The organism is Cohnella rhizosphaerae, assembly GCF_029525575.1.
GTDB classification, from domain to species: domain Bacteria; phylum Bacillota; class Bacilli; order Paenibacillales; family Paenibacillaceae; genus Cohnella; species Cohnella rhizosphaerae.
The window spans coordinates 1,409,528-1,422,035 of sequence record NZ_JAPDIA010000008.1; the positions used below are offsets into that span (position 1 = coordinate 1,409,528).

The window sequence follows — 12,508 nt, forward strand, 5'->3', positions numbered from 1 at the left end:
TTCAAGCCTCCTCTGTCAACCCTTCGACGATCTCTCTCACCCATGACGCGCTCACGTCGCGCCTGATCTCGACGCTGCCGATCGACGTCGGCACGACGAATACCATGCTGCCTTCGCTGAACTTCTTGTCGTGCTGCATCGCCTTCATGATCTCGTCCGCGGCGAGATGCGCCGGAATGCGAACCGGCAATCCGAATTTGCGGAAAATCGCTTCCGTGCGGATCGCGATATCGTCTCCGTAGCCGAACCGCGCGGCGAGCCGGGCCGAGCCGACCATGCCGATCGCGATCGCTTCGCCGTGCAGCAGCTCCCCGTACCCGGCCGCCGCCTCGAGCGCATGCCCAATCGTATGGCCGAGATTAAGTATCGCGCGCAGGTCATTCTCCCGCTCGTCCCTGGAGACGACGATCGACTTGACCTTGCAGCCTTCGTACAGCGCATATCCGAGCGCATCGGGGTCGAGCGCAAGCAGCCGCTCCGCGTTCTCCTCGCACCAATCGACGAACGCGGCGTCCCAGATCAGGCCGTGCTTGATCACCTCGGACAGGCCGGAACGCACCTCACGCATAGGCAGGCTGACGAGCGCGTCCAGATCGTACAGTACCGCTTCGGGCTGGTGAAAGGCGCCGATAATGTTCTTCGCGAGGCTGTGGTTGACAGCCGTCTTGCCGCCGACGCTGCTGTCGTGCGCGAGGATCGTCGTCGGCATCTGCACGAAGCGGACGCCGCGCATGTAGACGGCGGCGAGAAAGCCGGCCAGGTCGCCTACGACGCCGCCGCCGAGCGCGACGACCGTCGATTTGCGGTCGAGACCGCCCGTCAGGGCATCGGCGACGAGCGCGTCAAGCTGCGTGAGCGACTTGGACGATTCGCCGGAAGGCACGACGGACACGGCGACTTGGTACCCTGCGTCCTGGAGCGATTGCTTGATCCGATCCGCGTACAAGCCATGGACGGACGCGTCTGTGACGAGCAGCAGCGGCGAGCCTGCAGGCAAGCCCAGCCGCTTGAAATACTCGCCCGACTTCGCATGCAGGCCGGACCCGATGTAAATCGGATACGAGCGATCGCCGAGATCGACGGTCAGCTCGCGGATTTCTCCTGCCGCAGCCATTTAGTAGTCCCTCGTCTGCTTCATATAATTGTCGTAGTTCGCGCGGATCTCTTCCATCGAATCTCCGCCGAACTTTTCAAGAAACGCCTTGGCGACTTCCCAGACGACGACGTTCTCCATCACGACGCTCGCCGCCGGCACCGCGCAGGCGTCCGAACGCTCGACCTGGGCCGTAAAAGGCTCGCGCGTATCGATATCGACGCTCTTGAGCGGCTTGTACAACGTGGGGATCGGCTTCATGACCCCGCGCACGACGATCGGCTCGCCGTTCGTCATGCCGCCCTCGAAGCCGCCAAGACGATTGCTCGCCCGGTGATAGCCCTTCTCCTCGGTATACAAAATCTCGTCGTGAACCTGCGAGCCCGGACGGTCCGCCGCCTCGAAGCCGATGCCGATCTCGACGCCCTTAAAGGCGTTGATCGACACGACCGCCTGCGCGATCCGGCCGTCGAGCTTGCGGTCCCATTGCACGTGGCTGCCGAGACCGATCGGCAATCCCGTCACGATGCACTCGACGACGCCGCCGATGGAATCTCCGTCCGCCTTCGTCTTGTCGATCAGCTCGATCATGCGCTGCTCCGTCTCCGCGTCGATGACGCGAACGGAGGAAGCCTCCGTGCGCTCGATCAGCTCGTCCACGCCGATGTCCGCGGGAAGCGGCGGCGCCTTGATGCCGCCGATCGAGACGACATGGCCGGCCACGCGAATGCCGAAATCGGCCAGCAGCTGCCTGGCGACGGCGCCGACCGCCACTCTCGCGGCCGTCTCCCTCGCGCTGGAACGCTCCAAAATGTTGCGAAGGTCCTTCTGCTCGTACTTGATGCCGCCGTTCAGGTCGGCATGGCCCGGACGCGGGCGATGCACGCGGCGCTTGGCCTCGTCGCCCCCTTCGATCGGTTCCACGTTCATGACGGAGGTCCAGTGCTTCCAGTCGTTGTTGGCGACGACGAGCGCGACCGGGGCGCCGGTCGTGCGGCCATGGCGCACGCCGCCCACGATCTGGGCCGTATCCTGTTCGATCTGCATCCGCCGACCGCGTCCGTGTCCCTTTTGTCTGCGCTGAAGCTGGAAGTTAAGCGCTTCGAAATCCAGCTCAAGATTGCTTGGCAAGCCTTCGATAATAGCGGTAAGCTGCGGACCGTGCGTCTCGCCCGCGGTTAAGTAACGTAGTGTCAAGTGAGTTCCTCCCCGAGTCTTGCGGCAACCCGAATACTTTCGTTTATTATAGTACAGCGTTAAAGCTTTTGACAAGAAAAGAGCCCGCCCATACGGACGGACCGGAACAAGGTACGGCGGCACTCGACGCCGCTTCAGTCGCGGGAGCCGGCCAAATCCCGGCTGCCTTCGCCGGGGACGGCATCATCCATCGCCGATAGACGGGCTTGTACGGCTTCCGGCACCAGACCGAGCAGCGACGGATGCTCGAGCCCCAGTATTTGCGCGCATTCCTGCGCCGTGACGAGCCCGCTTCGGTAGGCTTCGATCGCTTTGCGCTTGTCCATGACACCCTCCGCTGCCTCAGGATCGCTCCTAGTATCGCGCAGCGGAGGCCGCTTCATACGATGCGGCGATAGAAAAACGTATCGGCCGTCTCGAGTCCGTATTGGCCGGGGGAGAAGATCTGTTCGGTGCTCCCGACGAAGAGGATGCCGCCCGGCTTCAGCGCTTTGGCGAACTTTTCGTACAACTGCTGCTTCGCTTCCTCGGTGAAATAAATCATGACGTTGCGGCAGACGATCAGGTCGAACCCGTCCTGGAACGTATCGAACAGCAGGTTCTGCTTCTGGAATCGGACGGCGCGCTTCAGACGTTCGTCGATCTGGAAGACGTCTCCGCCGCCTTTTAAATAAATCTCCGCCATGTCTTTGGGCACTTCCCGAATCGAGCGTTCCGGATAGACGCCGGTCTTGGCTTTGGCGAGCACGCCGTCGTCGATGTCGGTCGCGAGCAGCGTCGCCTGCCCCAGGGCGCCGAGCCGGTCGAGAATCATCGCGATCGTATAAGGCTCTTCGCCCGTCGAGCATGCGGCGCTCCACACTTTGAGCTTCGGCGAACGCTTGATCATGTCCGGCAGGAAGCGGTCCATGAGCATGGTCCAGCGGTTCGGGTTGCGCCAAAATTCGGAGACGTTGATCGTCATGCGGTCCAAAAATTCATTGCGGAGACGCGGCTCGTCCATAATGGCTTTAAAGTAGGAATGAAAATCGGCAAATCCGTTCTTGACGCGCAGCGTCGTCAGCCGCCTGCGCATTTGCGTTTCTTTGTACTGCGAGAGATCGATGGAAGTCGCCTTGCGGACGTTCGCGATGAAGTTGGCGAAATCCTCGTCCTCCGGCGTCATCCGCGCTGAATGTTCGCTCATGCCCATGCTCCCCGTCGGTTCGTAACCCTTGCCTAGTCGCTAGATCCACACCTGAATGACTTTTTCGTAGTCGAGCAGTTCATCTTCGGCAAAAAAAGATGCCGATCTCGCGAACCGCGCTGTCGTGCGAATCCGAGCCGTGAATCAAGTTGTAATTCGTATGTATCGCGTAATCTCCGCGAATCGTGCCCGGCGCCGCCTCGATCCCGCTCGTCTTGCCGATCAAGTGCCGGGCTGCGGCGACGGCGTCGTCTCCCTCCCATACCATGGCGAACACGGGACCGGCGGTGATAAAAGCAATGAGCCGGTCGTAGAAATCCTTGCCTTTGTGTTCCGCGTAATGGCGTTCGGCCAGCTCCGGCGTTACCCGCATAAGCTTGGCGGCGATGAGCTTCAATCCCTTGCGCTCGAATCGGCCGACGATCTCCCCGATCAATCCGCGCTCGATGCCGTCAGGCTTTACCATGAGATACGTGCGTTCCATCGTTCAACCCCCTGTCATACGAAAGGCCTGTCCGGCGCCTCCGCGGCATTTCCACCATTTTACCACAACCGTGTCGATTAATAGCTTCTTTGCGCCACAAATCTCGCGATATCGGACAAATTTTTGCGCGCGGGGATGGCAGGCAAGCCTTCAAGCAGCTTGAGCGCCTTGGCCATGTATCGTTCCGCCAGCGCTTCGGCCTGCCGGATGCCCGCGCTGCCCCGCACGAGCTTGACCGCCGCGCTCGAGTCGGCATTGCCGCCCGCGGCCTGAATGCGGGCGATCTCGCCCAGCAGCTTGTCCCGAAGCGCCGGCTCCTGCAGCGCAAAGAGTACGGGCAGCGTAATGTTCCCTTGACGCAGATCGCTGCCCGGCGGCTTGCCGATCGCTTTTTCCGTGCCGCACAGATCGAGCAGGTCGTCCGTGATTTGAAAAAGCATGCCGACGTTGTAGCCGTACCGGTACAGGATGTCGCACTGCTTTTTCGGCGCGCCCGCCGCCATCGCGCCGAGCTGGCAGCTAATGGCGATGAGCAGCGCCGTCTTGCGGCGAATGCGGAGCAAATAATTGCGGACGCTCTGCTCCGTGTTGAAAAAATCGCGAATCTGCTCCATCTCGCCGATACACATCTGGACGATCGCCCCGGACAAAATCTGATGGATGCGCGGATGCGCGAGCTCCGTCGCGATGACGAGCGATTTGCCGTGCAGGTAATCGCCGGTAAACATCGCGATGCGGTTGTCCCACTTTGCCTTGACCGTCGGCTGTCCGCGGCGCGTATCCGCGTCGTCGATCACGTCGTCGTGCACGAGCGACGCCATATGAATGAGCTCGAGCGGCACGGCGACCCGCTTGAGCTGATCGAGCGAATATTCGCCGAACTTGCCCGACAGCAGCACGAAAACCGGACGCAGCCGCTTGCCGCCCGCCTTGAGCAGGTGCAGCGCAGAATCGTTCAGCAGCGGCAGGTCGCTGGCGACGCTGCTCGCCAGCGCGTCCTCGATCGCCTGCAGATCGGATTTGAGTGAAGCGTAGAGCTGCATCAACTTCATATAGTCACCTTCGGTTCATTGTGGTGGTGCCGCCGGCGCCGCGACCGGACCGGCCGAGCGCCATTCTTCGATCGAGACATCCTTGTCCATATAGCCGAGCTCGCGCGCATATTTGAAAAACAGGGATAGCCCTTCGCGTTGACCCGCGCCGAAATCATGGTTCAGTCCGCCGAAATAGCCTTCCCAATAAGCCTCGGTCCCGCCGACGGTGCGCAGCGCGTGCGCGATCACCGGTCGCATGTCGCCGTACGATATCCGCTTCGAAGCGACCAGCGCCTCGTAGATCTCCATGATGTCCGCAGGCTTCGCGGCCGCAGCCTCGCGCCTGACCGCCCATACCGCGAACGTCATCCACATGCCGGTAAACCGATACCAGCTGTCCGACAAATCGACAACCTCGTACCCCCGGCTTTTCCAGGAGGCCCGAATGGCGTGATCGCCGATAAGCAGCGCGGCGTCCGCTTGCTTCAGCATCGCTTCGAGATCCGGTTCGGCGGATTCGTACACCGGATGTCCCCCGTGGAATTTTTCCATCAAAATTTTCAAGAGGTTCACCGAGGTCGCGGAAGTGGTCGTCATGGCGATCCTGCCGCCGTCCAGCACCTTTTCGAGCGGCGACTTCAGGAACAGCAGGATCGACTGCACCGGGCCGCGGGCGCTCACCGACAGATTCGGAAGCAGCACGTAGTCTTCGCTGTTGAGGCCGTAAGCGAACGAAGAAATGCCGGCCATGTCGATCTCGCCTTCGCGCAGCCGGCGGTTGAGCTCGGCGGGCATCGCCCGCACCAGCTCCGGCGCGCACCGGAGGCGCGCCGGCTCAAAGTGATGAAAGATCGGCCAAACGTTCGTATAGTCGATTCTGCCGATCCGGATCGGCTCCGTTCGGTCACGATTCATTGCTTTCGCCCCATCTGCTGAATAAATGATGATCCAGACCCATGACGTCCATGATCTTGCCGGTCATGAACCTGACGACGTCTTTCAGCGATTGCGGCCCCTGGTAAAAGGCGGGCATCGCCGGAATGATGCGCACGCCGATGCGCGCCAGCTTCAACATGTTTTCCAAATGCACGGCGTTCAGGGGCGTCTCGCGCGGCACCAGCAGCAGCGGACGGCCTTCCTTCATCGTGACGTCGGCCGCCCGCGTCATCAGGTTATCCGAGCTGCCGTGAGCGATCGCGGACAGCGTCCCCATCGAGCAAGGTACGACGACCATCCCCTCGCTGCGGAACGAACCGCTCGCGATCGCCGCGCCGATGTCGCCTGGCGGATAATAGACCAGTTCGCCGCCTTCGATTCCGGAAAAGGCATCGGCCACGGAAGCGGCGCGCTTGGCTGCGTTCCAGCCCAGCTCCTCCTTGAGCACGCGCCACCCGGCTTCGGAAATGACCAGATGGACGTCGATGCCCGCTTGAAGCAGCTCCCTGCACAAGCTGATGCCGTATACGGCGCCGCTCGCGCCGGTAATGCCGACCGTCCAGCGGCGAGGACGTTCTCCGCGCCTCACCATGCGCGCACCAGCACGAGATCGATAAAGGTGAATACGAACAGTACCGTGCTGAGCACGCCGTTCATCGTAAAGAAAGCGGCGTTCAGCTTGCTCAAATCGTTCGGCTTGACGAGCTGATGCTCGTAATACAGCAGCACGGCCGCAACCAGCGTACCGGCCAAATACCACCAGCTGAGGTCCGTCATCGCGAGCAGCAAAACGAAACCGGCGAGCGTGACGACATGCATGATTCTGGCCGTCGTCAAGGCCGTGGCGATGCCGAAGCGCGCCGGGTACGAATACAGGCCTTCTTTGCGGTCGAAGTCGACGTCCTGGCAGGCGTATATAATATCGAAGCCGGTAGACCAAAGCGCGACCGCCGCGAACAGCACGACGGCCGGCCATGTGATCGTCCCGGTAACGGCGACCCAGCCGCCGAGCGGCGCGAGTCCGAGCGTCAGTCCGAGCACCAGATGGCAAGCCCAGGTGAAGCGTTTGGTGTAGGAATAAATGACCGTCATGAATACCGCGATCGGCATCAGTTTGAGCGCCAGCGGATTGAGCTGCGAAGCCGCCCAGAACAGCAACGCGAAAGATACGACGACGAACAGCACCGCCTCGGATGACTTCAGCAATCCCGCGGGGATCGCCCGGCCGGCCGTTCGCGGATTGCGCGCGTCTATGGCTTTGTCGATGATGCGGTTCAGACTCATCGCGGCCGTCCGAGCGCCGACCATGGCGAGCAGGATCCACCCGCACTGCGCCCAGGAGGGCAGCTCGCGGTTGACGGTGACGGAACCGAGAATCGTGCCGACATAGGCGAACGGAAGCGCGAATATCGTATGTTCGAACTTAATCATTTCAAGGAAAATCTTTAACTTCCGAATCATGCCCGTTCATTCCCTTTCTTCCCCATATGCAGCGCGGCTACGCCGCCGGCCAGCGGATACGCGCGCACTTCCTGCAGGCCCGCCTCTCCGAACATCTCGGCAAGCCTCGGCAGGTCGGGAAAATCGGCCAGCGACTCTGGCAGCCAGCGGTACTGGTCGTACTTGCGCGCCACGAGCTTGCCGAGCAGGGGCATCAGCTTTTTGAAGTAAAAATAGTAGATGGCTTTAAAAGGCTGCCAGCCAGGCTTGGACATCTCGAGGCAGACGACCTGGCCGCCAGGCTTGACGACGCGTCGCATCTCGGCGAGCACTCTGGCGTAATCCGGCACGTTGCGCAATCCGAAGCCGATCGTGACGTAATCGAACGTATTGTCCGCAAAGGGAAGCTCCATCGCATTGCCCTGCACGAGTTCGATTTGGTTGTCCAGCCCTTTTTGCTTGACCTTCTCCTTGCCTACCGCCAGCATGCCGGCACTGAAGTCCAGGCCGACGGTTCGGCCTGTGCCGCTCGCCTCCGCCAGCGCGATCGTCCAATCGCACGTGCCGCAGCACAGATCCAGCGAGGTCCCGCCGCTCTTAACGTTCATCTTGCGCATGGTGAACTTCCGCCAAGCCTTGTGGCGGCGGAAGCTGATAATGTCGTTCATCATATCGTACTTCGGCGCGATGCTCTCGAAGACGGAATGAACGTGATTCTGCTTGGACTTCGCATCCATTCTGGTCATCCCAACTCCTTGATCGCCGCGGCCGGCACCCACGCCGGTCCGTGCAGAAACGGTTCGATTAAATTCGCCAGCTCCGCCGCCAGCTTGTCGGACGGAAGCTTGGGCAGCATCGCCTGAAGCTGTCCCGCCGACTGCCTGAGCAGCGCAACCAGCTTGTCCGCCACGCCGTACTTGTCCATCAGCTGGCGCAGCAGGCCGTGATCGTCCGACCGCTCCTCGAGCGCTCTCCGGTCTTCGGCGCTGCCTTCGCCCATCACATGCCAAACGCCCCAGCTCCCACTCAATTCATCCGGACGCTGAAGACGCAGCAGCTCTTGAAGCAGCAGCTCGCACCTCGAAAAGCGTTCGACGAGCTCGGGCCAAAGCTTGGCGTACATGCCGCTCATCAGATGGCCGAACGACATGAAAAGAACGCCACGGATCGCTGAACCGTAGCTGACGTATTCTTCCGCGTTCACGCGCATCTGCTTCATTTTGCCGTACAACGACATTTTGATCCGATTCACTTCGCATACCGCTTCGCTCAGCCGCTTGACCGTCTCGATCTGACCGGCCTGCGATAGCAGATGATAAAAGCGACCGCTGAAATAGTCGCCTGCCAGCACCTTCATCTGCCGGGCTCGCATTTGCTTCGTTTGCGCCTTCGCGCCGCTCTCCTCGTTCTCGACGAGATCGTGCGTGTCGAGCCCCAACTGAACCAACGAGGTCGCGAGCGGATACAGCTCAGCCTGCCCGCCCAGCTCCTGCAGGTCCGCAAGCACGGCTTGAAGCAGACGAACGCGTCCTTCCGGGAACTCGGGCAGGTCCGTATGCCTGGCGATCATATCGTATTCTGTATATTTGCGGGCTAATTGCGCGATCGGTTTTCGTGTCATGTTCAGCCTCCGGAGTTGCAAAACGCGGGTGTCGTCGCTTTTTTAATTGATTAATTATAACATAACCGTTTGCGCGCCGCATGAGACGCGTCAACCGTTCATGAAAATGCTAAATTTGCGAGCCAGGATCGCCCGGCCGCGGTCCAGTTCAGGCGAAGCTTGTCATCCTGGGCGCCTTCGGACAAAATGGATGCGTTCAGCGCCGTCCAGTCCGAAGCCTTGAGATCGGCCGAAGCGAGCAATACCCTGCGCTCCCCTTCGGTCGAATAAATACGGATCAACAACCGCCTGACATTGTTCACGCGTTCGAACGAAGCCCTGGACAATTCGTAAATATCCCCCCGCAATCGATTCCTTGCCGCCTGCGCCGGGCGAGACCTTGAGATCCACGTTCAAGATGCCGGGCTCCCATCTGACGCGGCTGAGCGCATTGGCCAGCGGCAACGGGTCGATGAGGTCGACGATGCCTTCGTCCACGAGCCGCTCGCTGCGAATCGGAGCGAACAGCCCTTCTTGGCCCGATCGGGAACGATCCGTTCGCGCAGGCTGGATCAGGCTAAGCAGCACGATGACGCAAACGCCCGCGGCAATCAGCGCGAACCCGCTCCACCAATGACGCATCGTTATCCCTCCCGTGACCTTCCCGGCCTTCGCTCCTTCCATTGTATAAATAAAAAAGGGCAGGCTATGCCTGCTCTTCGAGACATGCTTTTAGTTGTCCGTCTCGACGATGCCGTACTTGGTCAAGACCGTCGCTTTGCCGCGGATCTTGATGGCGGAAGTATGATCCGTAAATTGAGCGATCAGAACTTCGCCTTTGTCCAGCTTCTCCGTGTGATGGAATCGCGTGTCCTGTCCGCGCGTCAATCCGATCACGTTCACGCCGCTCTCTTTGGCCTTGACGACGATATAATCCGCTTGGTTCGGTAGCTCCATATCGGCCTGCCTCCCTTGTGATCGCTAGCTGAAAGATTCAAAATCAGAATGCGCTTCTACTAATAAAAACGGCTCCCCGGGTATAGCCGCGGGAAGCAGTCCTTGTTCACTTATGTAATGGTCGGAACGGCGGGATTCGAACCCACGACCTCACCCACCCCAAGGGTGCGCGCTACCAGACTGTGCTACGTCCCGGAATAATAGCGAACGTATGTGATTATAGCATGCGATATGCTGCGCTTGCAAGCTTAACGCCATCGTTCGACCAATAAATTTGAAAGCAACCGTTCCGAAGCAGCCGGCGGCGTTCGGATGCCGCCGGCCATTGCTCTTAAGCTTTGAAAGGCTTGAGATTCAATCGGTAAGCAGGCGCCTCGGAACCTTCCCGCAGGAAGGAAACCAGGTCCTTGTGATGGGCCCGGGATACCGGCGCGCTGATGCCGCCTTCAAAAAACACGCGACCGAGATCTCCGTCGTACCGCTGGATTTTGTCCGTTTGCACCAAATAGCCGCGCTCGACTTTTCGGAAGCCTTCGCCGGATAAATAGCGGTCGAATTCTTCAAGAGAGCTCAGATGGCTGAAAACGCCGTACGCCGTTTGAAACTTGATAACCCCGTTCTCGATGAACTGGAACAGCACATCTTCGAGCGGAATCTCGATCACTTCAACCTCTTTGCCGCGACGAATGGAAACCGGAATCAATTTACTCATCTGCGGAGCTCCTTCGGCATTGTAGGTTTGTTCAGGAAGACGTAGCAGCCCGTAAATGCGAACAAGGAAGCGACGGCAACAAGCAGGGACCCTACCACGCTGTATGCGCGTTTTTTCATTTTTCCTCACCTCCTTCCTTAAAGGGGAGCAGCAGCGTCTGAACCGCAAACGTCAAGGCGAGCAGGTCGGAACGAATCCACAAGTTCGAAGCGACGATCGCAAGCCCGATCGCCTTGAGGATCGGATAGTGCCTCGGCTTGATCCAAGCGTACTTGTCGAAGTTGGAAGGCGCAAAAATCGCGACCATCGCGAAAGCGAAAATCGTGAGCCCGAGCGACCAGGCGTCGGAAAAATGGATATGAGGAATCCATGTCAGAACGATCGTAGAGCCGACGATGCAACCGACGTTCGAGTGAAGGTGATAGCCCCCCCGTCGCGAGCCGCAGCACGGCAAAAGATACGATCACCGCCAGCGTCGCCGCCGGCTCGCCCGTCACCAGACCGAGCACGAGCGTCGCCGTCGCGATAAACACCGTATTGACGATAATTTTCAGCGCGTACTCGATGACGTCCGCCGAAGGCGCCTGAACGCCGGCTTCGGTCATCCTGAAGTTGAGTCCTTCCGAATATTTACGCAGCATCCTCATTATCCTTCCTTAACGCGATATAAAGAAACGGCGGCAAGGTCAATATGAATACGAGACTCGCATAAACGACGTAATCTTCGAACTCGTTGCGGAATACGTACGCCAGCACCATAAAAGCGACGATCGCCGAAATGATGACCGCGATCAAAGTCGCGTTGGTGCCTTTGAATTCCAAATCGTGTCTGCGAGAGGTCGGCACGAAGTCGAACCCCCAATTGAAACGCTTGATGATCCGCGCGACGACGAACATGAGAATGAACGTGAGCAGCTGCGCGGAAACGCTGATGGCCTCGTCGTCCTTGATCGTCTCGACGGATATGGAGTTGTATTGGCCCAACGCGAGAATCGTGATGCCCTGGACGACGATAAGGAGCGACAGGCCCGCGAAATTCATGATGATCGAATAAAAAATCGGGACCCTGAACAATATCCACAAAATCATGATGTATAGAAAAAACTGTATATATGTCGAAAGGTTCACCGTCTCGGGATTCAATCGCGTGAAGTAGGAAACCTGGCTCATCATGAACGCAACGATCGATACGGTGATGAAAGCCTTCCTGTTGAGACGAAATCGAAAAAGGGAAAACATGACCAGAAATACGCCAAAGCATTCGATGGCGGCTCCGATTACGAATGGTGCATAATGCATTGGCTTTGAGCCCCTTTTATCTAAAATACTATAAAACGATAAAATCATCCACTGCTGGAAGATATTATTTTACAAAATCCACCTCAATACCTATTCTGATAAAATACTAACATTCGTGTCGATGCGTGTAAATCGCTTTATCGCAAAATATGAATCGCTCGCGCGAGGAACGCGCGCGCATAGAAAAAGCCATCTTCGCCCTGGATTCAGGCTAAGATGGCTTTCCCGTGCGCAGCGTAACCGGCACGCGGTATGTATCGCTAGCGCCGACGCTTAGGTCTTATTATTTAATTCCGTCCTTGAGCGCCTTCCCCGGCTTGAACGCGGGGATCTTGCCTGCCGGAATCTCGATCTCGTCGCCTGTCTGCGGGTTCCGGCCTTTGCGGGCGGAGCGTTCGCGGACTTCGAAGTTGCCGAAGCCGACGAGCTGTACCTTGTCGCCGGATTGGAGCGCTTCGGAGATGACGTCGAAAACGGCGTCCACCGCGGAGGTCGCGTCCTTCTTGGAAAGGTCGGCAAGCTCGGAAACTTTCGCGATCAGTTCGGTCTTGTTCAATGCATTCACCTCCC

General features: G+C 59.0%; 17 protein-coding genes, 1 tRNA gene and 2 pseudogenes. All 20 read right to left on the reverse strand.

Translation table 11 applies throughout. The features are described 5' to 3' along the window. Position 1: 1 nt before the first annotated feature. The 20 genes and pseudogenes from aroB to OMP40_RS30230 all read right to left on the reverse strand — a co-directional run bounded on the left by aroB (position 2) and on the right by OMP40_RS30230 (position 12,494). Positions 2–1,114, reverse strand: a complete 1,113-nt coding sequence (gene aroB / locus OMP40_RS30145; RefSeq protein WP_277536858.1) for a 3-dehydroquinate synthase — start codon at positions 1,112–1,114, stop codon at positions 2–4. Then, entirely contained in the window at positions 1,115–2,290 is a 1,176-nt protein-coding gene (gene aroC, locus OMP40_RS30150; RefSeq protein WP_277536859.1) for a chorismate synthase, read from the reverse strand. It abuts the gene before it with no gap. Between the two features lie 134 nt (positions 2,291–2,424). Further along, positions 2,425–2,616 carry a hypothetical protein gene (locus OMP40_RS30155; protein WP_277536860.1) on the reverse strand — a complete coding sequence of 64 codons (192 nt, stop codon included), beginning with the start codon at positions 2,614–2,616 and terminating at the stop codon, positions 2,425–2,427. Positions 2,617–2,669: 53 nt separating this feature from the next. Next, positions 2,670–3,482 carry a CheR family methyltransferase gene (locus OMP40_RS30160; protein WP_420872055.1) on the reverse strand — a complete coding sequence of 271 codons (813 nt, stop codon included), beginning with the start codon at positions 3,480–3,482 and terminating at the stop codon, positions 2,670–2,672. Positions 3,483–3,515: 33 nt separating this feature from the next. Next, positions 3,516–3,960 (reverse strand): annotated as a pseudogene (gene ndk, locus OMP40_RS30165) (nucleoside-diphosphate kinase). A gap of 77 nt (positions 3,961–4,037) precedes the next feature. Continuing rightward, on the reverse strand, positions 4,038–5,012 hold the full coding sequence (locus OMP40_RS30170; RefSeq protein ID WP_277536862.1) for a polyprenyl synthetase family protein: 975 nt from the start codon (positions 5,010–5,012) through the stop codon (positions 4,038–4,040). 15 nt (positions 5,013–5,027) lie between these two features. Beyond that, positions 5,028–5,909, reverse strand: coding sequence for a menaquinone biosynthesis protein (locus OMP40_RS30175; RefSeq protein WP_277536863.1), 882 nt, complete (start codon positions 5,907–5,909; stop codon positions 5,028–5,030). Then, positions 5,899–6,522 carry a UbiX family flavin prenyltransferase gene (locus OMP40_RS30180; protein ID WP_277536864.1) on the reverse strand — a complete coding sequence of 208 codons (624 nt, stop codon included), beginning with the start codon at positions 6,520–6,522 and terminating at the stop codon, positions 5,899–5,901. The genes OMP40_RS30175 and OMP40_RS30180 overlap by 11 nt, the downstream gene beginning before the upstream one ends. Beyond that, positions 6,516–7,391 carry a UbiA-like polyprenyltransferase gene (locus OMP40_RS30185; RefSeq protein WP_277536865.1) on the reverse strand — a complete coding sequence of 292 codons (876 nt, stop codon included), beginning with the start codon at positions 7,389–7,391 and terminating at the stop codon, positions 6,516–6,518. The genes OMP40_RS30180 and OMP40_RS30185 overlap by 7 nt, the downstream gene beginning before the upstream one ends. Further along, positions 7,388–8,107: a demethylmenaquinone methyltransferase gene (locus OMP40_RS30190; protein ID WP_277538129.1), complete on the reverse strand. Its 720-nt coding sequence runs from the start codon at positions 8,105–8,107 to the stop codon at positions 7,388–7,390. The genes OMP40_RS30185 and OMP40_RS30190 overlap by 4 nt, the downstream gene beginning before the upstream one ends. Positions 8,108–8,112: 5 nt before the next feature. Continuing rightward, a complete protein-coding gene (locus OMP40_RS30195; RefSeq protein WP_277536866.1) occupies positions 8,113–8,991 on the reverse strand; it encodes a heptaprenyl diphosphate synthase component 1 in 879 nt (292 codons plus the stop codon). Between the two features lie 162 nt (positions 8,992–9,153). Continuing rightward, entirely contained in the window at positions 9,154–9,612 is a 459-nt protein-coding gene (locus OMP40_RS30200) for a hypothetical protein (protein WP_277536867.1), read from the reverse strand. Between the two features lie 90 nt (positions 9,613–9,702). Beyond that, positions 9,703–9,927 (reverse strand): trp RNA-binding attenuation protein MtrB, encoded by a 225-nt coding sequence (gene mtrB, locus OMP40_RS30205; protein WP_277536868.1) that lies wholly within the window; start codon positions 9,925–9,927, stop codon positions 9,703–9,705. Positions 9,928–10,045: 118 nt separating this feature from the next. Beyond that, positions 10,046–10,122 (reverse strand) — tRNA-Pro (locus OMP40_RS30210). A gap of 136 nt (positions 10,123–10,258) precedes the next feature. Continuing rightward, positions 10,259–10,639, reverse strand: coding sequence for a LytTR family transcriptional regulator DNA-binding domain-containing protein (locus OMP40_RS30215; protein WP_420872056.1), 381 nt, complete (start codon positions 10,637–10,639; stop codon positions 10,259–10,261). Then, positions 10,636–10,758, reverse strand: coding sequence for a cyclic lactone autoinducer peptide (locus OMP40_RS42505; protein WP_090112858.1), 123 nt, complete (start codon positions 10,756–10,758; stop codon positions 10,636–10,638). The genes OMP40_RS30215 and OMP40_RS42505 overlap by 4 nt, the downstream gene beginning before the upstream one ends. Beyond that, positions 10,755–11,093 carry a hypothetical protein gene (locus tag OMP40_RS30220; RefSeq protein ID WP_277536870.1) on the reverse strand — a complete coding sequence of 113 codons (339 nt, stop codon included), beginning with the start codon at positions 11,091–11,093 and terminating at the stop codon, positions 10,755–10,757. The genes OMP40_RS42505 and OMP40_RS30220 overlap by 4 nt, the downstream gene beginning before the upstream one ends. Before the next feature lie 28 nt (positions 11,094–11,121). Continuing rightward, positions 11,122–11,286: pseudogene (locus OMP40_RS42510) on the reverse strand (hypothetical protein); the annotation flags it as partial. Then, on the reverse strand, positions 11,270–11,812 hold the full coding sequence (locus tag OMP40_RS30225; protein WP_277536871.1) for a hypothetical protein: 543 nt from the start codon (positions 11,810–11,812) through the stop codon (positions 11,270–11,272). The gene OMP40_RS30225 and the pseudogene OMP40_RS42510, both read right to left, overlap by 17 nt. Before the next feature lie 409 nt (positions 11,813–12,221). Beyond that, positions 12,222–12,494: an HU family DNA-binding protein gene (locus tag OMP40_RS30230; RefSeq protein WP_090112863.1), complete on the reverse strand. Its 273-nt coding sequence runs from the start codon at positions 12,492–12,494 to the stop codon at positions 12,222–12,224. Positions 12,495–12,508: the final 14 nt, after the last annotated feature.